The organism is Marinobacter sp. S0848L (assembly GCF_023016065.1).
Lineage (GTDB): Bacteria > Pseudomonadota > Gammaproteobacteria > Pseudomonadales > Oleiphilaceae > Marinobacter.
This window is the reverse complement of sequence record NZ_JALKAQ010000013.1, coordinates 1-21,693: the sequence shown is the minus strand read 5'-3', so window position 1 is coordinate 21,693 and position 21,693 is coordinate 1. Positions and strand designations below refer to the sequence as shown.

The 21,693-nt window shown below is 52.4% G+C and carries 18 protein-coding genes and 1 pseudogene; 3 read left to right on the top strand and 16 right to left on the bottom strand.

Going from position 1 to position 21,693, the window contains the following annotated elements; genetic code table 11:
- Positions 1–7: 7 nt before the first annotated feature.
- The 11 genes from neuC to cysQ form a co-directional block, all read right to left on the bottom strand.
- On the bottom strand, positions 8–1,183 hold the full coding sequence (gene neuC / locus MWU64_RS13510) for a UDP-N-acetylglucosamine 2-epimerase (RefSeq protein ID WP_247064910.1): 1,176 nt from the start codon (positions 1,181–1,183) through the stop codon (positions 8–10).
- Entirely contained in the window at positions 1,180–2,181 is a 1,002-nt protein-coding gene (gene neuB, locus MWU64_RS13505; protein WP_247064909.1) for an N-acetylneuraminate synthase, read from the bottom strand. Before neuB ends, neuC begins: the two co-directional genes overlap by 4 nt.
- On the bottom strand, positions 2,178–2,813 hold the full coding sequence (locus tag MWU64_RS13500) for a NeuD/PglB/VioB family sugar acetyltransferase (RefSeq protein WP_247064908.1): 636 nt from the start codon (positions 2,811–2,813) through the stop codon (positions 2,178–2,180). The genes neuB and MWU64_RS13500 overlap by 4 nt, the downstream gene beginning before the upstream one ends.
- Positions 2,813–3,961: a LegC family aminotransferase gene (locus tag MWU64_RS13495; RefSeq protein WP_247064907.1), complete on the bottom strand. Its 1,149-nt coding sequence runs from the start codon at positions 3,959–3,961 to the stop codon at positions 2,813–2,815. The genes MWU64_RS13500 and MWU64_RS13495 overlap by 1 nt, the downstream gene beginning before the upstream one ends.
- A 7-nt stretch (positions 3,962–3,968) precedes the next feature.
- Entirely contained in the window at positions 3,969–5,159 is a 1,191-nt protein-coding gene (locus tag MWU64_RS13490) for a UDP-N-acetylglucosamine 4,6-dehydratase (protein ID WP_247064906.1), read from the bottom strand.
- Between the two features lie 68 nt (positions 5,160–5,227).
- The gene (locus MWU64_RS13485) at positions 5,228–5,992 is read right to left on the bottom strand and encodes a Wzz/FepE/Etk N-terminal domain-containing protein (RefSeq protein ID WP_247064905.1); all 765 of its coding nucleotides are present in this window, start codon (positions 5,990–5,992) and stop codon (positions 5,228–5,230) included.
- A 69-nt stretch (positions 5,993–6,061) separates the two neighbouring features.
- A complete protein-coding gene (locus MWU64_RS13480) occupies positions 6,062–7,003 on the bottom strand; it encodes a Wzz/FepE/Etk N-terminal domain-containing protein (protein ID WP_247064904.1) in 942 nt (313 codons plus the stop codon).
- A complete protein-coding gene (locus tag MWU64_RS13475; RefSeq protein WP_247064903.1) occupies positions 7,003–9,483 on the bottom strand; it encodes an SLBB domain-containing protein in 2,481 nt (826 codons plus the stop codon). The genes MWU64_RS13480 and MWU64_RS13475 overlap by 1 nt, the downstream gene beginning before the upstream one ends.
- Before the next feature lie 27 nt (positions 9,484–9,510).
- The gene (locus MWU64_RS13470) at positions 9,511–10,941 is read right to left on the bottom strand and encodes a capsule assembly Wzi family protein (protein ID WP_348645561.1); all 1,431 of its coding nucleotides are present in this window, start codon (positions 10,939–10,941) and stop codon (positions 9,511–9,513) included.
- A 299-nt stretch (positions 10,942–11,240) separates the two neighbouring features.
- Positions 11,241–11,720: a transcription/translation regulatory transformer protein RfaH gene (gene rfaH / locus MWU64_RS13465; protein ID WP_247064901.1), complete on the bottom strand. Its 480-nt coding sequence runs from the start codon at positions 11,718–11,720 to the stop codon at positions 11,241–11,243.
- A 14-nt stretch (positions 11,721–11,734) separates the two neighbouring features.
- Positions 11,735–12,502 carry a 3'(2'),5'-bisphosphate nucleotidase CysQ gene (gene cysQ, locus MWU64_RS13460; protein ID WP_247064900.1) on the bottom strand — a complete coding sequence of 256 codons (768 nt, stop codon included), beginning with the start codon at positions 12,500–12,502 and terminating at the stop codon, positions 11,735–11,737.
- A gap of 204 nt (positions 12,503–12,706) precedes the next feature.
- Between cysQ and MWU64_RS13455 the strand changes: the two genes are divergently transcribed.
- The gene (locus MWU64_RS13455; RefSeq protein WP_247064899.1) at positions 12,707–13,345 is read left to right on the top strand and encodes a c-type cytochrome; all 639 of its coding nucleotides are present in this window, start codon (positions 12,707–12,709) and stop codon (positions 13,343–13,345) included.
- An 80-nt stretch (positions 13,346–13,425) separates the two neighbouring features.
- On the opposite strand, the gene MWU64_RS13450 is transcribed toward MWU64_RS13455, so the two are convergent.
- Positions 13,426–15,330: a hypothetical protein gene (locus MWU64_RS13450; protein ID WP_247064898.1), complete on the bottom strand. Its 1,905-nt coding sequence runs from the start codon at positions 15,328–15,330 to the stop codon at positions 13,426–13,428.
- A gap of 151 nt (positions 15,331–15,481) precedes the next feature.
- Between MWU64_RS13450 and MWU64_RS13445 the strand changes: the two genes are divergently transcribed.
- Positions 15,482–17,680: a mechanosensitive ion channel family protein gene (locus MWU64_RS13445; protein WP_247064897.1), complete on the top strand. Its 2,199-nt coding sequence runs from the start codon at positions 15,482–15,484 to the stop codon at positions 17,678–17,680.
- Between the two features lie 99 nt (positions 17,681–17,779).
- On the top strand, positions 17,780–18,166 hold the full coding sequence (locus MWU64_RS13440; protein ID WP_247064896.1) for a glutaredoxin: 387 nt from the start codon (positions 17,780–17,782) through the stop codon (positions 18,164–18,166).
- Between the two features lie 41 nt (positions 18,167–18,207).
- Here the strand turns inward: MWU64_RS13440 and MWU64_RS13435 are convergent, their stop codons facing one another.
- From MWU64_RS13435 to MWU64_RS13420, 4 genes and pseudogenes are all read right to left on the bottom strand, one after another.
- Positions 18,208–18,318: a hypothetical protein gene (locus tag MWU64_RS13435; protein ID WP_247064972.1), complete on the bottom strand. Its 111-nt coding sequence runs from the start codon at positions 18,316–18,318 to the stop codon at positions 18,208–18,210.
- Positions 18,315–18,812, bottom strand: coding sequence for a pilin (locus MWU64_RS15455; protein ID WP_281496378.1), 498 nt, complete (start codon positions 18,810–18,812; stop codon positions 18,315–18,317). Before MWU64_RS15455 ends, MWU64_RS13435 begins: the two co-directional genes overlap by 4 nt.
- Positions 18,813–18,996: 184 nt before the next feature.
- Positions 18,997–20,472: an O-antigen ligase family protein gene (locus MWU64_RS15490; protein ID WP_247064895.1), complete on the bottom strand. Its 1,476-nt coding sequence runs from the start codon at positions 20,470–20,472 to the stop codon at positions 18,997–18,999.
- 532 nt (positions 20,473–21,004) lie between these two features.
- A pseudogene (locus MWU64_RS13420) lies at positions 21,005–21,598 on the bottom strand (transposase); the annotation flags it as partial.
- Positions 21,599–21,693: the final 95 nt, after the last annotated feature.

Sequence of the window (21,693 nt, the reverse complement as noted above, 5' to 3'; positions counted from 1 at the left end):
CCAAATCTTATGGCTGGGCTTTAGCAGGCAGGTTATAAAACTGCTTTTTCAGAATGTTGTCTAGCGGATAGTCGGCCAGTACTTTGACGATAGCCTCGCTGGCACCACCATTGCCGTAAGGATTTGCAACGGACGTCAGTGATTGCTGAAACTCTGGAGAATACAAATGTTCCAGAGCTTTGAGGATGTCTTGCCTAGTAGGGTGACAATTAATCACGCTGTCAGCCTGGAGTCGCCCTTTCTGGCGGTCTCCGATATTGATCGTGCCAACGTTAAAGGCTGGCGCTTCTAATAGACCACTGGAGGAGTTGCCGACCACTCCATCGATCAGTGCCAAGCATGAGAAATAACGCAGCTGACCCAACGACCTAAACACACAGGCATTAGGCCGACTATCAACAAACTCATGCACCATGGCACTCAGCTCCCGCCCACCGGTATCCGCGTTTGGCATGGTAAATATGAGCTGTGTATCGTCAAGCTCACCCAGTGCTGCAAGCAATTCAGCCATCTGAGCCGATGAGCTGGTTCCACCCTCCAGGGTAACGGGGTGGAACGTAATTAGAAGATTCTTCTTCCCTAGGCAAAAATCGAGGGATTTCTCAAGCTCTTCTGGATTCAGCAGCTTGAGGCGTTTGATTGCGTCGATGCCCATTCCCCCCACATTGAACACCCGTTCTGGCTGTTCGCCCAACTGGATGACCCGCTGCCGATATTCGTCGGCCGCCACAAAATGCAGGTGAGACATCTTGGTGATGGAGTGGCGAAGGGCTTCGTCGAAGGCCCCTTCTGTGGTTTCACCGCCGTGAAGATGAGCTATCGGTATGCGCGCAATCAAGGCCGCAGATGCCGCAGCAAAAATTTCGAACCGATCTCCGAGAAGGACGATCACATCGGGCTTCAAGCGCTCGTAGGCCTCGGCAAAGCCTATTACTGCCAGGCCCATGGATTTGGTTACCGCTGTATTTGAGTCTGCACTCAGCAGCATTTCTACCCGAGCATCAATAGCAAAACCGGCACCTTCAATTTCCTGCCAAGTCGAGCCAAACTCTGGCGACAGGTGCATGCCGGTGGCCACCACTTGCAGCTCTAAGTCACGCTGTTTCTGAATTTCCTGCATCAGCCAGCGAAGCAAGCCAAATTCCGCCCGCGTGCCAGTGACTACGCAAACGTTCCGACTCATAACCTGATCATCTCATCTTCACCAAAATCGCAAGGGGCTACCCGGCCGATCACTTCGTCCCACTTCATCGGTGAAATACCCGTCCCAGGACGTTTCGCCGTCAGATTTTCCGCGGTGAACGGTTCACCCGCCTTGATATTGGTTGCTGCCACCAAAGATTTTCTTGCGATGGGCTTGTTCCTCAGTTCACTCGCGCTTGGGCGCTTGATACCATCGCCCATAGCCTGCTCAATATTACGAATGCCCGTCACCATTGCTTTTAACTCATCCGGCTCCAAGCTTGCCCGATGATCTGGCCCGGGGAGATTACGGTCTAGAGTAAAATGCTTTTCAATAACCGTCGCACCCAATGCTACCGCGGCGATCGGTATTTCAATGCCGGGTGTATGGTCTGAATAACCCACCGCTACCCTCAGAGCGCTTCCAATGTTAGCCATCGCACTAAGGTTTACATCTTCCATTGGGGTAGGGTATTCAGTGGTGCAGTGCAGTACGGTAATTTTCTCTCTCGGCGTTCCCGCGAGTTCAATAGCTTCTATAGCTGCCTCGATCTCCCCAAGGTTCGCCATGCCAGTTGACAGGAACACCGGCTTGCCATGGCGGGTGAGGTGCCGCAGGTAAGGTAGATTGGTCAGCTCGCCGGACGGTACTTTCACATAGTCAAATCCAAACGCTTCCAGCAAATCGATACTATCCAGATCGAACGCTGTTGAGAAGAAACCGATACCTTTACACTTGCACTCTTCAATCAGTTCAAAATGCTGCTTTCGTGTCAGTTCGAGCTTGCGCACCATGTCCTGCTGAGATTCGTTTGGATCTGTCGCCCCTTTTTGATACTCGGCCTTCGGGGCAGTTTTAGAAATAATCTTACTAGCCACAAATGTCTGAAACTTGACCAAATCTGCACCGGCCTCAGCCGCCGCCGCAATCAGTTTCTTTGCCAGCGTCATATCACCGTTGTGATTAACGCCTGCCTCGGCAATGATAAGCGTCTTCATTTAATCCTCTTCGCCGGCACACCGGCATAAACTACATTTGGCTCGCAGTCCCGAACGACCACGGCTCCGGAACCAACCAGCGCCCAGTTATTCACTGTGAGCTTCTTGTCGCTGCCCCCCTGATTGATCACCGCACCAGCACCAACCCAGCATCCTTCTCTTAAGCGCACATTACCGGATACATTAGCCCCAGGTGCGATGTGGACATAGTCCTCAACCACGCAATCGTGGGCGACAGTCACGTTCTGATTGAGTATGGCGAAATTTCCTACTTCTATACTGCTGGTGAGACGTACACCTGCCGCGATGATAAGCCCTTGGCACCGTTCAAGTCGTTCTCTCTGATCCCGCCCAAATGTGGCACTGGGATGAATTAGATTGGTAAATTGTAAATGCGAAGAAAAACGCTCCGCGACTTTCCGCCGAATCGAATTTTCACCAATACCAATCACGAACGGAAGGGTTGAAAACTGCTCAACATTTTCTTCTAGGATAACCGTGCCTGGGTAAGACCAAGCGCGCTGCTCAGCTTTGTTACCGGCAATATATAATGGTTCAAAACCCAAAGCCCAAGCTATGTCCCCAGCTTCGCGTGCCATACCAGAGGCACCAAAAATACCAATTTTGCGCATCAATCCGCCTTCAGCACGACGCTACTGGGCAAATTCACAACCCGCTGTTCTAGCCACTGCGAATTGATCAAGTCCCCTTTACGACAGCTCTGATACATTGCCAAGTGATTCATCAGTGCCCAAATCGGTCGCGTCATCACACCTTGGCCATTGGTAGTTTTCAGCAAGGCATCACGGTGCGATTTATTTTCGCAAATCACCGCATTCAGCCAATAGTTAGAGCGGCATTCCTTCGGCTCAGTGACAAACTGGTACTCGGTGCCCGAGAAAAACGCCTCATATTGCGAAGCTAAGGCTCGTTTGGCGTCAACAAATTGCTCAATTTGTTCCAGTTGGGCGCAGCCAAGGGACGCATTCAGGTTCGGCATGCGGTAGTTGTAGCCCACTTCATTGTGTATGTACTCATAGGGGTGCGGTTGCTTAGCCGTCGTGGTTAAGTGTTTAGCGCGGTCGGCCAATGCCTCTCCGGCCAGCACCATGCCCCCACCCCCGGTGGTCATGATCTTGTTGCCATTAAAGCTTAAGATTCCCAAGGCACCGAAAGCGCCGGTATGCTTGCCCTTGTAAAAGCTGCCCAGCGATTCAGCGGCATCTTCGACCAGAGCTATCTGCCAACGACGCGCCACAGCCATCAAGCCATCTAGGTCTGCGGGATGACCGAAGGTGTGCATGGGCACGCAGGCACGAATCACTTTGTTATCAATCTTTGTTCGGCAAACGCCGTCGTCGTCCACCCGGGCCTGTTCGTCCAGCCAGGCTTCCAGCGCGGAAGGGGATAACCCCAATGTGTGACGGTCTACGTCAATAAAAACGGGTTCCGCGCCACAGTAGGCTATCGCGTTACAAGTCGCGACGAAGGTCAGCGGCTGAGTGATCACCAAATCGCCCGGACCAACGTCTGCCAACTTCAACGCAACGTGAAGTGCGGCAGTGCCGTTAACGGTAGCAACAGCTCTCGGTGAACCAGTGTAGTTCACCATATCCTGCTCGAAGCGATCCACATAGGCACCCACGCTAGAGACGAACGTGGAGTCGATTGTATCAGCTACATAGGTCTTTTCGTTTCCGGTGAACACCGGGGCATGCAAAGGGATAAATTCGTCCGTGCGAAAGTAATCCCGAACAAAACTGATCAGTTGCTTCCTCACCTTGGCCTCACATCTTGCTGTCTAGGTATTTGCCGGTTTCTTTGTGGCCGAAATCCGGAATCATGTTAAAAAACAGCTGCACCAAGTCTTCCTTAGTCCAGGCCAGGCCGTGCTTCAAAGCGGCAATACGGGACTCAAACTCACCTAACAGCCGCTCATCAAACTCCGCATCGTTTTTGATGATGCCGAGATTGACGTAGCGCTCCATGTCCAGCGTTTCCCGATCAGTATAGAATTCCTCAAAATCCTTCTCGCCTGTGGTGTCACTCCCGGTGAACAGGCACGGCCACTTACCCTGCTCAGGCAAGGTTTTCACCAGCTCCCGCACCTCACCCTCACTGCCGCACAACACAGGCTCCAACCCTTTTTCTTCCAGATACTTAACGGCAATATCGGCAAATGAAATGAGGTGAAGGTTTTCGCTAAGCTTGGGGAAGAAAATGTCGCGGTTATCGCCAAAGATGCAAGACATCAGGCAAAGCTCCCCCGACTCCTTTGGGGTGACGAAATACCGCCTGACATCGTTTGGCGCGACGATTGGCTGGCGTTTTTCAAGCCGCTGATTGAACCCGTGCAGCAGAGAACCATCAGAGAAAGCGACGTTGGCGAAGCGCGCGGTAGAGATATCAATCTCAAGACTGCGGCGCATCAGGAACATTTCCATGATGCGCTTTGACGCGCCCATCATGTTGACGGGATTCGCTGCTTTGTCCGTGGACACACAAAAGTACTTTTTAACGCCCGAATCAATGGCCTGCTGTAGGGTTTTATCGGTATTGAAGACGTTGACATCCACCATCCGCATCAACGTGTAAGGATCTTTCTCGCTGCGGACGTGCTTGAGCGCGGACAGGTTCAGGATGTAGTCGTACTGGCCGTCGGCCTGAAAAAAGGCATCGTACTCCAAGGAGCCGATATCTAGCGCAAAGGTACGGAATTCGCCGTCAATGTAGCCGAAGCTGCTACGTATATCTCGAACCAACTCGACTAAATTGTTTTCACTGATATCGACGACGTGAAGTTTTGCAGGGTTGCGCTTGAAGATTTCTTTGGTTACCGCTTGACCGATGGAGCCTGCACCTCCAAGGACCAAAAAGCGAGAACAGTTAACAATCTTAGACAGATTTTTTTCATTAGCTGCAATATCAGCTCCGAACAGTTCTTTATCTCTGCCGATCAAACCTAGTATGGAGGACATTAGTTATTCCATGAAAATTGTGTAGCAAGAACTTTCTAGTAACGCATAGAGTGACGACCGGCCTTCGATCACACGAGTTTGGAGGCTCTCAATTGCGCTTTAACAGAACAATAAAACTCTGACATAAACGCCAATAAGACACCAAGCGTCACTCCCATTAAAACCGATAGCACCACAATGAGACCGCGCTTAGGGCTAACTCGATCCACGCTTTGGCGGCTGACGACCAAGACTTCGACACTTTTTAGACTTTCTCTTTGGCTTTCTAGCTGTGAACGTTTTTCAATAGTCGAGGCTATAGCCTCACCAGCGTTTTGTTGCCCTTGAAGGGAATCAATAAGTTTGTCGAGCGAGTCCGTTTGCCGGACAAGACTTTCCCTCGCACTTTGGACCAACGCGTTTTGATAATGTTTTACGTGTTCAATTAGGCTTTCATGGATTGCCTCTACGGCCTTCGCGTTAGCGCCTGTCGCTTCGCTCCGAAAGCGGATCAACCCTGTGCTTTCAGGGTTGTTGATCGACACATTAAAAGGCAGTTTCTCATCATTCTTTGCTTGATAGGCAGCTTCTACTTCCGGTAGCCAGCGGTTTTCGAACGTAGCAATGGTGGCTTGCGCCGGCTGAATGGGGTCGCCTTTTTCCTTTTTTGCAATCTGGATCAGACTAACGTATTCGTACTTTTCGGGAGTAAGAAACGCGTATGCAACACCTAGAAGCGTTACTGTAACAAACACCGCATAGAATATGCGACGGTGGCGGATGAAAGTGGTTGCTAGGTCAACCAAGCTGATTTCATCGGGGGCTTCGGGGCGCTGCGAGAGCGATTCATTCATAATTTTGGGCCTTGCTGTATTTTATAGATATTCACAGATTAGGTTAGAGGCCGGAGTCCCCACAACATACTATTTTTTTTGAATAAACACTCGTAAAAACGCGATGAAAACCCCAAGACATCCCCCGAGCATCACAGCCAACACTATAATGAGCAAACGCTTCGGCTCACTGTTCTCCTGCGGCTCTACCGCGGGATCTATGGTCTTGAACACATACTCTTGCTGTGCGTTTGCGAGCATCACAGTGCGCGTTTCGCTTTCGATAAGCTGGTAAAACACCTGCTGCATTCCTGCGATATTGGTCTCTTGTAACTTACTCTCTAAATACGCGATGCGAGCCTCTGATTTACTAACATCTTCACGGCGCATATGCTCATTAATGTCCGCAACCAACATCATGGCCCAATTTTTTGCGACTGTAGGTGAAAGGTGTTTAATGCTGACGGTCAGCATGCCGGTGTCTTTGTTTTCACTTATGCTCAAGTGATCACCTTTGAATGCCTTGACCAGATCCCAATCGGTAGGTTTCAAACTTTTACCTGCTAGGTCGGTCAGCCATTCGCCTGTATCAGGATTATAAATCTCGCGATCATATAGCCATTTCTGCACCTCCAAATCCCATTCTTTTACCGCTTTCAGCTGCACACTCAAATCATGGCGATGGATAAAACTCGTCAAAAAAGCTCTAGATTGCAATACCTCTTTCGCGATAAGGGTCGGACTACCCCCTCCACCACCAAGACTGATACCCGCCAAGCTGGCTAAACCACCCAATTGCCCCCTTAAACCACCCGCACCACCTTCATCTTGTGCTGGAGCAAGCAATACACTTGCTTGGTATATGTTAGGCTTGCTAAGGGCGTAGCCCACGCCGACGGCGGCGCAGACAACGGTGCACAACAGAATAATCCACTTGCCACGCCACAGGGTTCCAAAGAGTTCTCGGAGGCTGATTTCGTCTTCCGAATAATACGACTGTTCGGCCACTTGATTCACGATAGATTGATTCATTATAGATTCCCCACCGCAGCTGCACCAAGGGCCATTTGATAAACGATTTGGCTGACATTAGTCCAGAGCTCAAGCTGGTTCAGGCGGTCTACATTGATCGGCATAATGATGGTATCTCCCGGTTCCAGTTGGCTGGCACCGCCACCAAACCAATTGCTTCGCTGAGGCATCATCACCGAGCCATCGGCTCTGACCACATACACCCGACTTTCGTCTGCCTGGCGAGTGGGGCCACCGGAGCGTTTCAGGTAATCCTCTAAGGTCAGGCCTTCTTGGTGCATGTGGCTGGTTGGGAACTGCACTTCACCGAATACGGTCACGGCTTGCGGGATTTCAGGTACAGTCAGGCGGTCGCCGTCTTGCAAGCGAACGGGCTGGTGATGTTCGCCTGCGGCAATAGCCGCCAAGTTGATCACCATGCGGCCCACGGGCCGGCTGCTCTGTACGTCTTTCAGTAGGTCTTGTACTTGCCCAACGCGGTCAGAAGCATTGCCGCCGGCGTCGTTGCCTTCAAGCTGAACACCCAACAAGTCGCCCTGCAAGCGCTCTTCGGCCTCCTGCAGGCGCTGAGCTTCCAGCTGACGCAGTTTGGCGCGGGTGAACACTGCGCCTTTCGGGTAGGCGTTGCTGGTTAGGCCGCCGGCGCGCTGGAGCACGTCGCTCAGGGTTTCACCGGTTTGAAAGGTGTACTCCCCCGGATAAAGCACTTCACCGGCAAGGGTAATGGTGTTGGTTTTAGCGAAATCCGGTACGCCTTTTATCAGGATTCGGTCGCGGCCTTGTAGAGAGACGCTTTCACTACCTTCCAACACTGCAGACGGGGTGAACTGAATAACACTGGTTTCACCGGTACCTTTTTCGCTGGTGGTATAACGGGTGATTTCGCCTTCCAGCAGCAAGGCGTTTTCTTTCAAACCGCCTGCGGCGTCCAGCAACTCTTTCAAGGTGCCGTTTTCCGGCATGGGGTAGGTGCCCGGGAATCGCACGGCACCTGCAACCTGCACTACTGGCGCCCATGAATTCGGGCCGGTTTGTGATTGAAGGCGGCGGTTAATGTCGGCCAATGCCTGCTGCCGCTGCTCTGGATTGGTTTCTGAGAGCAGCAGGATTCTGTCTCGGGATTGCAGCAACAGATCGTGCTCTGGATTACCATCTACCACGGCTTTGCGCAGGTTAAAGGATTTCACTTCAATGATGTTGCGCTCAACCTGTTCACGCACACGCAAGGCGTAACGGTAATCAGCGCTACGGGTTACGTCAAAAGTGAGGCTGTCAATCAAATCACTCACACGTAGGCCGGGCTTCCAGGCATAACGGCCCGAGCGAACGGCCTCGCCTTCCAGCGACACGAACCCTTCGGTAAGTTCGGTAACCGAGGAGACAGTTAGTACATCGCCAGTTTGTAGACGAGTGTTTTTCGCACCATTGTTGGTGAGATCAAGATCTTCAATCCTGAGGTTAAAGTTATCGTCTACGCGCTGTAGCTGTGCACGTTTTGGGTAGGCGTCGGCTGTAAAGCCACCGGATAACCGAATGACGTCACCCACGGTTTGCCCGATTTCCAGCTCGTACAGAGCCGGGCGGTGCACTTCGCCTTTGATGCCGGCCAGCTTGCCTACCGGCGGAATGAAGATAACGTCGCCGGGTTGCAGGCGCTCGTCTTCACTGGTGTCACCTTTTAACAATAGGTCGTAAAGGTCCAGCGTGCCGACCAACTTGCCGTTGCGCTTGTGCTGAATAGTGCGCAACGAGCCGGTGCGTTTTACCCCGCCAGACACGAACAATGCGTTAGTGATGGTGGACAGTGAGCTTACGGTATAGGCACCCGGTGTTCTTGCTTCACCCAACACGAACACACGCATACTGCGCAGCTCGCCTAGGCTAACGCTGGCTTTCATGCCAATATAGTGTTCGTTGACGAGTGCGTTGATACGCTCTTTCAGATCGGCAAACGACATGCCCGCCACGGGCTCAGGGCCGATTTCCGGGAGGCTGATCACGCCGTTACGGTCTACGGTGAGAGTTAGGTCCCGGCTTTCTTTACCCCACATCTGGATGCGAATTTCATCACCCGGGCCGATGGTGTATTTACCGGGTACGGGAATGGAGGTAACCGGCGCAAACGTGCTCGGGCTGCCGGCGAAAAGGTCGTAACCAAAGGGTTCCAGGCGGTGAGTTTTCTTTTCGTTTTCCGCGCTACTGCCTTGGGTTGCTTCGTCACTTTCTTCCAGCTTGCCATCTTTTTGGCTGGAAATTGGCTGAACCACCGGCGCGGGGTTACGGATTTGCGCTCCGTTGATGCTTGGCGAACTGCCGCCGCCAAGCGAACTTAGGTCTACCCCATACTGATTGGCGAGGGCTTCTTGCTGAGCCTTGGGCAGGCTTTTGAAGCGTTCGATTTGTGCTTGGCTTATGGCTTGGGCCTGAGCCGCGAGTGGAAGCGCTAGCGCCAGGGGGAGCAGAAAGTTTTTTAAGTTCACGGGTTGTGTTCCGGTTTTTACTAAAATTTAAAAACGGTAGGTCCAGCTGGCAGAGGCTGAGAATTGGTCTTTCTCACCGCCGATGTAATCAATCTTTTTGTCGCTTGCTTGAAGGTTCAACTCCAGCCAGCCACTTATTACCTGGGTGCCATAGCCAAGGCTTGCGATCGCCACTTTCTGATCTGTGGCTGGCACGTTATAGAAAACATCTTTGCTTGCCACTGCTCGACTTACGCCGTCTTTGTTCAGTTCGGCGTAGCTTATTTTCGCGCTCAGGTTACTGCCGCTGCTAAAGAAGTGATACCCACCCATCGTGAGAGCATCTGCATCGCCGTCAAAGCTGGTGGCGATGTTACGGCCGTAATAACGGTTGCCGCTTTTGTAACGACCATGCTCGTAGCTGATATTGGGCATGGAATCGCCCAGAAAGTCGTCTGCGGTGGTGTTGGTGTATTCCACAAACCACTGCTGATCGGCACCGAAAATCTGGCTGGTCCAGTCAGCACCTAGTAACCAAGATTTACGAGCAGGAAAAGCACCGGCTTCGTCTTCGCCCATCATCTGGGCATATAAACCCACGGCTTGCTCGCCTATGGGGAAGCCGTAACGAACATCTATGCTGCCAAGTTGGTCGCCGGGTTCGTTAGCGCCACCTTGGCCATTGTCTTTGCCGATCAGGCCGTTCCAGATGGTTTTACCGTTTTCTGAGTACCCTTCACCGCCGAACATCAGAATGCGCGAAAGACCGACTTCCAATCCCGTGACCGGCTTAAAGGTAAAACGCATGCCTAATAACTTGGCATCTGGCACTTTTCGATCGCTTTCCATTTGGCCAGCCAGAATGGTGAAATCCCATGGCCCAACCCAGGTCAGCCAATTGGTTTCCGGGGCGGTTGTGGCATTTCGGCTAATCCATGCGCTGGGCACAGGCCGGGCGTTATTCGAGAGTATCAAGCTGGACTGCCATCCCGGGCCCCACCAACGGTTGATGGCGCCAGCACCCAACACCCAGTTACCCGGGTTTACGGCAAGGTAGGAACCGTCTAGCCGGAGCTCTTTGTCATCGTCTGGCTTATGGGTGTAGGTAGGCTTGAGGCCAAACGCCCACGCACTGCCCTGCCATTGCAAGTTAACGCTGGTTTCGGCTTTGCCAGTGCCGGTTTGTTCAAAGCCAGTAACTCCAGGCACTTCGTTTTGCCCGCGGAGGTCAAATTCACCGCGAAAGCCATCACTGGCTTGCTGGTCCCGTTCGAAATTCAGATAAGCGGAAGCCATGCCCACGGCCTTCTGATCACGAGCAGCACTTTGCTTACCCGAGATGGCATCTACCCAGCTGATAGGCCAAGTGGTGGTGGAAGCTTCGATATGGCCACGGTCGGCCAGCTTTTGGATAGCAAAGCGAGCGCGTGGATCACCCGGCTCTACCCAGGGGGCTGCCATCACAGAATATACGTTCAAGCACGCTACCGCCCCACCGACCAGGGCCCAGTGTTTTAAGGTCATAGAATTAACTTTTGATGAACAGGGAGGAACCAAAAAAGGAAGGCCCCAACGTGATCCCTGTCAGGTTTCTGGAAAAAATACTATTCCGAAGCGGTGGGAGATTCTACTAGAAGCTGTGTGACAAACAAGTGACAATTACTTTTGTTTATCAACTATCAATGAGTTACCAACGTTAACTTTTGTAAAAGGCCCAAGATGGGGTCAGACCCCGGATACATTTGAGAGCTCTAAATGCACCCAGACCTACGTTTAGCTTAAGACCGAATTGCCGACACCGGCACACTCACCCGCTGTTGCTTCTGCATAAAGCTGATCAGCACAATAGCGCGCTCTTCGCCATCGTAGGCTTGAAATATAGCGCCCAGCCCTTTGAACGGCCCATCATCCAACTCTATTGCCTGCCCCGCCTTAATACCGCCCTGCTCCGCCACTTTGCCCATGCTGGCTTTGATGTGAGCAATCACCTCGTCTTGAACCCCCGCAGGCTTGTTGGCAAAACTGACAATGCGCAGCACTCCCCTCGTGGACCGCAGCTTCGCCCACATCGGGTCGGTTTGCTCCAGCTTTACGAAGATATAACCTGGAAACAGCGGCTCTAATCTCTTGCTCCGCTTACCCGCCTTAATCTTCTCCACCTCGATTTTCGGGTAGAAGCAAGCAATCTCCTGATTCTGCAAATGCTGAACCGCTCGATCACCCTGTGCCGGCTTATGCTGAAGCGCGTACCAAGTCATAAAAACCCCAATTTTTAAAAGTACCAGTTACCCGCGGCGATGAAGTGCGGGTTGAGGGTGTCTTCTTTGCCGTACTGTAGTGGAGTGTTATGCAGCGTTTGTACTTTGCCGCCGGCAGCCAACAGCACGGCGTGTGCAGCGGCGGTATCCCACTCGCAGGTTAGGCCCATACGGGGATAGATGTCGGCGTGACCTTCGGCAATTCGGCAGAATTTCAGGGAGCTGCCGGCTTGAAGGGTTTCGTGTTCGCCAAGGGTTTCGATGAAGGCGCGGGTGTCGTCATTTAGATGGTTCTTGCTGGCGACTACGCGTTTGATGCCTTTGGGCTCGGCCACGCGAATCCGATGGGTGCGGCCGGTTCGGTCACGCTTGTATGCGCCTTCGCCTTTTAGCCCCCAAAACGCTTCTTTCAATGCTGGGGCTGTGACCACACCCATGACCGGCTCGCCGTCTTCAATTAACGCGATGTTTACGGTGAATTCGCCGGTGCGCTGGGTGAAGTCTTTGGTGCCGTCGATCGGGTCAATGAGCCAGAACCGACGCCAGTGTTTGCGTTCTTCCCAGGGCACCTGCTCGCCTTCTTCCGAAAGAATCGGGATGTCGCGACTGATGCTTCGCAGCCCTTTCACGATCGTTTCATGGCTGGCCATGTCTGCCGCCGTGATGGGCGAATGATCTTCTTTATACTGCACTTTGAAATCGGATTGATAGATGTGCAGAACCCGCTCACTGGCTTCATCTGCGATTTTGATGACATCCGGTAGTATTGAACTGTAGTGCATGATCACTCGCTCCCTGCTTAGCATTCGCCCATGTTACCAAACTTTGCTAAGCCAGACCCCAGCGCATTTTCTGTGACGAGATGCTCAGGGCGTTTGGCCCCTGTCCTAGATTCCGTTTTTATTGACCTTTCTCAAGACCTCACTCTTATGTCGACGCTAACCTGCATCGTTTTCCGGACTACAGTCCGAGCTAAAGGGTGCAGTATGATTTTTGGTCTTCGGGTAAGACACTTCTTGGTTGTGGCGGGCATGAGCTTCTCGGCGATGGTTCAGGCGGAAAGCACCGATGTCATGTCGGAGTTACGAGCCATTATGGCCGATGATCAAGGGCGGCAAGCCGCCTACGAAGCTGGCCAGGAGCGGATCCGGTTTTGCGGTTACTGCCACGGGAAAGACGGTAATAGCAAACGCGATTACATCCCGAATCTAGCGGCGCAACACCCGCAGTACCTCTTCGATCAATTTGAAAAATTCGGGAACGGCACGCGCGAAGACTATGTCATGTCTAAGCTCGCGAAAACTCTGTCGGTAGACGAGCAAATCAATATCGCGGTTTATTTCAGCCAGCAAAAAGCAAAAGCTCGCCCAAGCCCGAATCCAGCACTCGTCGACGCCGGTGAATCCTTATTTAAAACACGTTGTGCGGGGTGTCATGGGCAGAAGGCTCAGGGTTTTCAGAATATGCCAAGGTTGGCGGGGCAGCCTGCGGAGTATCTGGGCATTGCACTTAACCGTTTCAAACAGATGGACCCGACGCAGCACAGTACTCCGATGATTGGGATTGCTACGGTGTTGTCTGATGAAGATATTGAGTCGCTTGCCGCCTATTTGACGACACAGTAGAGCGCGCAATGATTGAAACACACGCCACAATCATTGCACAGCTCATCCAAATGAGCGCCTAGCCTTCCCTAGGGCTCATCTTAGTCTGCCTCACCTTCCCAACGACTAATCTTCTCTCGGTCTGCGTCAACCGGCATCTCAGACTCTATCGCCCGCTGCTGCGGAGACGTCAAACCCTGAGCCGCCAAATCCCCGGTGCGGCGTGCCTCTTGTTCCTGACGAATATAATCAAGCCGTTGCGCTTTATCCGCCTGCTTATCGCTCTGGATTTCGTCATCTCTGCGGCGGAATTCATCCTCCAAGTCGCCCATAATGCTGTTCATAAAACCATCGCAGGGGCTCATCGACAAAACGTAGCGCGGCTGCTCCAGGTTATATTGCCCCGAAACCGCAAAGGTGGAACTTACAAAGTCGGCAGCCAGGGCAAAATAGGTCGCATCAAAGGTGAAAACGTCCTGCTCACTGGATGAACTGTGGCGATCCGCACCGCGGTAATGAGTCGCGCGCATAACGGTGCCTTCACAGTGGAAATCAAACACTTTGGAGCGGAAGAAAATTTCAGCCCAGAACATATGGCAGATTCTGTCCAACGTGCGGCCAAAGCCCATCAGCAGAAGCGAGGCAAGCAGCATAGCAACGGTACCGCCTGCAGGAATCAACAGTTGATTGAGCAACAGTTCAATGCTTGCGCGCTGAGCGATCAGCTGGTCCCACGCGTTCATGTGGAACAACACATTCTCGGCACCTTGCCAAAAAAGCACAGCACCGATCAACATGAGAATCTGTGCCGTCACCGTACCTGCAATCCGCGCGTACCGCATGGCCGCAGACTCAGAAACCTCTTCAACCACAGGCTGAATTTCAGTAATCAAATCACCGTTAAACTGTTCGTTATCACGGTTTGCCTGCCCTGTATCGTTGGTATCCTGATACATGCGATTCGGCAATTCCTGTTCTCGGCGCTGCATCAGCACCAGATCTCTCAGGGTTGTGAAAATTTGCCGTGGATGCAAGTCGAAACGCCAGCTGCTGTTCTTCTCGGAACTGCTGGTTTTGATCTCCACCATCCGAATGCGAGCACGGATTAAGACCACAGCCACTGCCGCAACCACGGCTGCACAGACAACGGTCAACGTAAGCAGGGTTCCCGTTCGGAAGATGGGTTCAAGAGCCGGCAACAATTCAACAAAAGCCGCCCGATCCCGGGAGCCCACATTCGCCCATATCGCGAGCCAGCCCTGTGCCATCAACACCGGAACCACTATGGCACCCACAACCACGAGGGCCAACCCCCCACTGGAATAACTGTGCAGTTTAGTCATGTTCTCACGCGCCAGCGGGTTGCCCAGCTTCACCCAGACAAGGCCGAGATACACCAGCAACACAACCTGAAACGCCAGCGTAATCACCGCACCTCCGGCTTCACCACCCTCTGAACCCGCAAATACCATCATGATAACCAGAGACGCCACTAGAAAAGCGCCTAATGCTATGAGGCTTCTTGTTATTTTCATGACCAGCGTTTGCGCCGCATTCCGAATAGGCCACGGGGTAACGATCAAGCCCGGAAAAAGTGAATGCACGGCACGCGCAAACCAGCCCTGAGGTTCTGTGAACGTACGGTTGCTTTTACTCATCAGCATATTGTGGATAGTTTGAGCCGTGTATAGCGCAGGCTCTTTTTCCTGGACGGCTTCCCTTGCGACATTCTTCGTAAGAGAGGCTGGCGCCGCCCGACCAACGAAAAAGCGCATGACCTGAAAGAGCCCGATACCCAGCGCTTTGAAACCACCAATGACAAACACACTGCCAATGGCCAAGCTGAGCCACGCATGAGTTTTATCGATAGAGAGCAACGGTTGAATCTGCAACAAGAGGTACACGCCGATTGCCGTTAACACTAAGCCCCGGATAGACCGCACTAACCCCTCAAACCGGAACGGGTTCCGGATATTGAGTTTCTGGGTACCGTATTCGAACGCCATGCATCAGTTCCTTAACGAATTTTTCTGGTTTTTAAAACCGTGAAAGTTTATCGCAAAGTCAGGAAGATGGGGGAGCGAATCATGCAGTGTGGTACGGTAATACGCAAAAATAGCCGAATTCATTATTTCCTGATTCTGAAGAGGTAAAAGCTTGAGACGTTCCGTTGCCTTATTTGGGCTGTTTTTACTGTTTTTTTGCGCTTCGGCCCAGGCAAATCCTTTTTCTCTGCCCGGCATTCCGGGGTTTTCGGGGCAGGAAGAGAAGGAAGAGGCCTCGCCAAAAGAGCTTGAAGCCTCTTTGGATGTGACCATTGAAGCTCTGGAGAACGACGAACAACGTGCGGAGCTGGTGCAGCAACTCAAAACCATTCAGGAAGGGCTGAAAGCCAAATCGGCGGCGGACAGAAGCGAGATCTCCGCAAACGAAGGTTTGCTGGGCGCGCTTGCTGTCTTGTTCGATGAGGAACATAGCGCAGAGGATACCCCACCAAGCTACCTTTCCATTTGGAAAACGCATTTTCAGAATGCGTACATCGCGGCCCGCACCTTGCTGAACAGCGCATCCGCTCGCGTGCTGGCAGAAACCGCTGCGGGACTGGCTGCTTGGCTCGCAGTATTGTGGGGACTGACCCGTCTTTTCAGAGTGTTTTTTATCTGGCGAGACTGGCCCCTGCAAATGCCACGCAACCCAAAGCCTTGGCTTCTGGCGGTGCATTTTATCCGGCGTATTCTGCCTTGGCTGCTAACCTTTATCGCGCTATTAGCCGGGCTACCAACATTCGGCATGTCTGAAGCGGCACAAACCACCGTGCGAATACTGGCGTACACGGGCCTCAGCGCCCGCATACTAACCTCGTTATTCGACGTGATGATTTCCGTGTTCTCCAACGGCCACCGGCTACCTGCCGTGATGATACTTCGCAGACGCATGTTGTTGCCGCTGTTTATCATCGGTGCGCTTTTCGCCCTTGAAGATGCCTTAAGCACCTCCGAACTGACGGCACAACTTGGCTCCGAACTGGCCAGTGCACTGGCGCTCGTTTTCAGTGTGGTTGCGGCACTAATGAGTTTCTACCTGATTGTTCGCAACCGGCGCCCTGTGACCCACCTCATTCGTAACCGCCCCTACAACCAGCGCAAAAACGAAGGCGTGTCGCGGGAAGTGATTGCGCTCTTGGCACGGCTTTGGCACATCCCCTTACTGGTCGCGATCAGCGCCTCAGTGATAGCGGTGTTCATTAATGGCGGCGAAGCCGATGCCGCTCTGGGTAAAGCCATGATTTGCGCCCTACTTCTGGCGCTTACACTTGCCCTGCAAGGGCTGCTCGGCATTCAACAGAATCGCCCCAAACACCGCTCTTTGAGCACGTTCAGCCGCAGGCTGGTGCGCTTCGGGTATAACCTGATTCAAGCGGCAGCCTGGTTCGTATTTTTCGAACTGACCCTGCAAATCTGGGGATTGTCGCTGTTCGGCCTGGCGGGCAAAGCGCCGATCAGCAAAAACATTACCGGCAGCCTACTAGGCGTCGCCATTGTTCTATTGATCGCGAAATTGACGTGGATTTTTATCGACGAACTGCTGGAACGCGCCTTGGGCGCAGGCGACCGCAAAAAACGCATCAACGCCGCCCGGGCACAGACCATTCTGCCCATTGCCCGCAATACTTTGCTGATCACCATCCTGATCATCGCAACATTGGTGAGCCTGTCTACCCTCGGTGTAGACGTGACACCCCTTCTTGCTGGTGCCGGTATTATCGGCCTCGCCGTGGGCTTTGGTGCCCAAACTCTGGTTCAGGATTTAATCACCGGCCTGTTCATTGTGGTGGAAGACTCCATGTCGGTGGGGGATTTCGTGCAGATCAACGGCTTTATGGGCACCGTGGAAGGCTTCAACCTGCGCACCGTGCGCCTGCGGGATCTTGAAGGCGTGGTTCACCACATTACCTTCAGTAAAATCAGCTCCATTCACAACATGTCGCGCCAGTTCGGGATCGCCCTGCTCAAAATCCGCATCCCACGGGAACTGCCCATCGACGACGCCATACTGCTGATGAACGAAACCGCCGACGACCTGCGCCTGCAACCCGACATGCGCTGGCTGATCTGGTCGCCCCTGGAAATGCAGGGTATTCACTCGTTCGAAGAAGGCTGCCCGGTATTGCGAATGCGCATGCGCACCAAGCCTGAGTACCAGTGGGATGTATCCCGCGCGTTCAACTTGCTGCTGAAGCGGAAGATGGAAGAGCGGTATATTGACGTGGCCGCGCCGAGGATCAGCGTGCACATGGAAGGTGGAGGGGGAACTGGCTCGGCTTATTTAGAGAAGAATGGGCCGGATGAGGTTTAACCTGAATGGGGGCTGACCCCAATTTATTTCCCGGCCATGTTATCCTTGCCGCCCTATTATCCTTGGCCACACCCATTTCGAAACAGTTTAGGTTTTATTATGCGCATGATTATCCGGGCTTTTTTTCGCCTGCTCCGCTTGGTTTTGACGCCGTTCATGCTGCTTTCAGAGAAGCTCAGCACGCCCAAGGCCATTGAACGCTCTCCCGAGGAGCAAGCTAAGGTTGATGAAGCCACCGAGAATCTGGCGCTCTACCAATTTCGGGCTTGCCCGTTTTGCATTAAGGTTCGTAAAGAGATCGCGCGGCTGGGGCTGAATATTGAACGGCGGGATGCGCAGCATGACCCGAAACACCGTGAGGCACTGTTGCAAGGTGGCGGGGCGGTTAAGGTACCTTGTTTGTTGATTGTGGATGAGCGGGGTAAAGAGCGGTGGCTGTATGAGTCTGGGGATATTAATGATTGGTTGGGGAGGGAGTTTGGGTGAGTGAGCTTGGGCCCACTCACGCTAGGCTCAAATAAAACCAGTTACAGCCAACATCCAGCTGGCATGTAAGAGGCTTTCCAACCAGCCGCTGCGCTCGGATCAATAACACACTCCCATGTTCCCGAAGGACTACGCTCAAGGCTTAAAATCACACCTGACAAATTTGGGTGGGCTTTGCCCCCCCCATGGTCACTTGAAGCTGGCCTGAACCGTCGGCATTGAAAGCAGCTACATCAACCGCCTGACTGCCTGTAGTCAGATTGGAAGGAGTGTATCCAATCTGACTATTTGTCACGCTTCCGCTTGAGCCGAGACGCTCTTCAAACGGTGATTTGTAGACTGACAACTCACCAACCACTCGATTTATTTGGGTTTTCAAAACGTAACGCTGATAGCTTGGGATCGCTATTGCGGTAAGAATTCCCATGATCGCAACAATAAACATCAATTCAATGAAAGTAAAACCGGTACTTTTCATTATATTTCTGCCAGGTTCTGGTAATAAACGTAAAGTGATCGGAAAAGCAATTTCAACGCCAACCTTCTCCTGAGCGGCGATCACGGGCAAACTAAATTCCTCTCCCTTTTTTCTACAATCCTTTTGTCGGTGATCCCATTGAGTTGCTTTCTCGAATGAAATCTGCAAATCTCCGCGAACTGCTATTATGCCTTTCTATGTCGCCAATAAACGGATAGCCAGAAACAGCTTGAGATGGGGGCAACTCCAGCTAAACCTTGTCCATCGATGGTCAATTTACTGGAGTCAAACCCACCATGCATTGGCCAATTTGATTAAACCAAGCGGTATCTTTCTTGACAGCGCATCTGAATCACCGAGGCATTAGCTCCGAGCGCCTAGGAAAGTTACCATGAAACCAAAAGCGCGGTAGCCTACCCTCTGGCACATTGTCAAAATAAAACTGCTGATCGGAGTCCATGGCCTTATGATAGTTGGCCACTTCACTCAGCCAAACGTAGCAGATTAAACCTAGCAACAGACCTACTGAACCAGCCGACAACGCTCTCCCTAAAGGCATCTCCGACTTATGAGGCAAAGCATCTGCCGCAATGATCGCCCAAAACGTACTTAACACCACAAAGCCTACCATCATTGACCCTGGCGCAATAAAGACTGCGGAAACTCCAGCATGCAACAACGCAGATGAAACCGAAGCCGTGAACCCAGCGAGAGGTAGAGCCAATTGACTACCCCCATGAGAGCGCGCCTCCCTTCGTCGCCGCCAAAACAAACGGGACGCTTGAGCAACCAATACTAAAAGAGCACTAATCAATAACCATCCATACTCTGCAGCCCACATTAAATACATATTATGCGGATGTGCGAATTTAGGTGAGCGCTCGTACTCATCAGTGAGCACTGCATGAGTCAACCAAGATTGCGGCCCCATGCCGAATGGAAAATTCTCAAAACTCATGCTCAAAGCTTCGATAAAGAGAGGCATCCTGCCAGACGAGTCTGTTTTGAGTGCCCGGATATTTACTTCATCAAGTAATAGCCAAGGAACAATTCCCGAAAGAAGTGCCCAGACAAGCCCTCCATATATCAAATGCTGTATAACTATTTTCAGCCATGGCAGTGCGGATCGACCAAGGAGAACTATTACCAAAAGCACCCCAAAAGCAAGGCCCAACATAGTTCCACGGGAGGTAGAAAGGAATACAACCCACCACCATAACGCCGTCCCCAGAGCAACAAAAAACCGCCAAAGTCTCTCATCTTTAAATGGCCCAACGAGGACTGCCAAGGGCATTAACGGGATCAGCCAAGTCGCAATATGGCTCCAGTAACGAATGCTGACAAACCCCCAAGGAATATAATCTGAAAGGTTTGTTACACCGTCAGAGAGCGCGAACAAGTAAACTGTGATAGTCGAACCGCCATATAGCGCCACAGCGGCCGCCCCGACATAGACTATAGCTACCACCCAACTAGAGGTTTGACCACCTCGACCAGACAAGCTCCCTGCCAAGACAAAACCAAGAAAAAAAACAGCATACATGCCCGGTTCTACCCACACATGCTGGGCTCCCGAAAATGGCCAAGATAAAATTATGAACGCTGAAGCAACGAAAAATGCCGGCCCACAATCCTTAAAAGCGCGTAAGCCGTACCGCTTCACTAAAACTGCCGCGCAAACGGTCACCACCGCTGCAGAAAGCCCTACTAAGGTAAACCGCTGCGATGCATAATCGCCAAAAGGCAAAGGCAAAAAGTCTGCAAATAAAACGCAGGCAAATACTGCTGCGACGAATAACCATAGAAGCGCAGTTCGAGCTAATAACACAGGTCAACCTCAACCATAAAAACAATTTGCATTGCTACGAAAAAAGCAAAGAAACACTTAACACATAATCCGCCGCGAACTACGAGGTTCGGTTGTTACTTGCAGTCAGAAGACAAGCAAGAAATCTTTGAACTGACCACCCTTTCCAAAGACTGCAGTCACATGAGCCTGCGCCCCAAGAGTCCTGAGTTATGCAGCTAAACTCCGATAGGCTTTTTCAGATATAGGCGCATGTAGTTGAACAAAACCGGCAGCGTACAGCGCTCCAATTCGAGCGTCTTGCCCACCGGTGGTGACGTTGGACCCCCTAGTGGCCAAATCAACCTCTTTCCCGCTGGTGCTCGAACGCTCTGAGATCGCCCGCCTTCTAGCCCGGATTTCTCATAGGTCCCCGGCAAGTCTCGCAGACCGTGCAGGTTACCGCCATTACCGCTCATTTGCAGCCGAGAATGATTAATAACTGATCAATCTCTGTTGTCCGGACACACGACCCCCTTTCCCCCATTGCGTCGGGTCGGGGGAGCCCGGGCTTCTATCCCGGAACCAGTTGACGTACCAGGTCAGAGAGTTCGTCTTTGTAAGGATAGGCATCGCTCATCAACATCCGTATGCGCCGAGTGTTGCGAATGATGACCGCGCCCACCTTGATCAGTTTCAGCCGCAGGTTACTGGCGCTCATTCTCTCGAAGGGCGTCTTCTTCAAGTGGGCCCGTAATCGCTCGAACAACGTGTAGGCAAAGCCCGATAGGAGCAACCGCCACTGATTGGTCCACCACCGCGTGCTGGAGGTGCGATCTGCGAACAGACACAACTGCTGATCCTTGATCCGGTTTTCCATGTCACCCCGGGCACAGTATTGCTCGTAGTAGAGTTTAACGCCGTCGTCGTAACGGGAGCTGATAATGAACCTGGGGTTGGCACCCAGTTCGCCCTCCTCCAGACGCGCGATCACCCAGCGGGGGTATTTCCAGGTGTGGGCCTGGTACTGGAACCGGTAGGTGGCAGAGACTTTTTCTCCCAACTCCCCGTGAGCCCTGCGAACCAGCATCGAGGGCACGTCCACCTCCTTGAGCAGCCGGCTGTTTTTGCTGATGCCCACAAGGTAATCCACGTTATTCCGGTCGCACTGTAAACATCCCTGTTTTAGTTGCACCGCTGATTAGAGTTTTCCGCCCGTTGGTGTTTCGCCAGGTATTCCCATGGCGTCAGGTCTTCCAGTGA

Excerpts from the sequence above, each read along its gene's own strand:
- MWU64_RS13500 (WP_247064908.1), bottom strand. The coding sequence starts at position 2,813 with ATGCGCAAAATTGGTATTTTTGGTGCCTCTGGTATGGCACGCGAAGCT.
- neuB (WP_247064909.1), bottom strand. The coding sequence starts at position 2,181 with ATGAAGACGCTTATCATTGCCGAGGCAGGCGTTAATCACAACGGTGAT.
- rfaH (WP_247064901.1), bottom strand. The coding sequence starts at position 11,720 with ATGACTTGGTACGCGCTTCAGCATAAGCCGGCACAGGGTGATCGAGCG.
- MWU64_RS13480 (WP_247064904.1), bottom strand. The coding sequence starts at position 7,003 with ATGAATCAATCTATCGTGAATCAAGTGGCCGAACAGTCGTATTATTCG.
- MWU64_RS13455 (WP_247064899.1), top strand. The coding sequence starts at position 12,707 with ATGATTTTTGGTCTTCGGGTAAGACACTTCTTGGTTGTGGCGGGCATG.
- cysQ (WP_247064900.1), bottom strand. The coding sequence starts at position 12,502 with ATGCACTACAGTTCAATACTACCGGATGTCATCAAAATCGCAGATGAA.
- MWU64_RS13440 (WP_247064896.1), top strand. The coding sequence starts at position 17,780 with ATGCGCATGATTATCCGGGCTTTTTTTCGCCTGCTCCGCTTGGTTTTG.
- neuC (WP_247064910.1), bottom strand. The coding sequence starts at position 1,183 with ATGAGTCGGAACGTTTGCGTAGTCACTGGCACGCGGGCGGAATTTGGC.
- MWU64_RS13490 (WP_247064906.1), bottom strand. The coding sequence starts at position 5,159 with ATGTCCTCCATACTAGGTTTGATCGGCAGAGATAAAGAACTGTTCGGA.
- MWU64_RS13450 (WP_247064898.1), bottom strand. The coding sequence starts at position 15,330 with ATGGCGTTCGAATACGGTACCCAGAAACTCAATATCCGGAACCCGTTC.
- MWU64_RS13485 (WP_247064905.1), bottom strand. The coding sequence starts at position 5,992 with ATGAATGAATCGCTCTCGCAGCGCCCCGAAGCCCCCGATGAAATCAGC.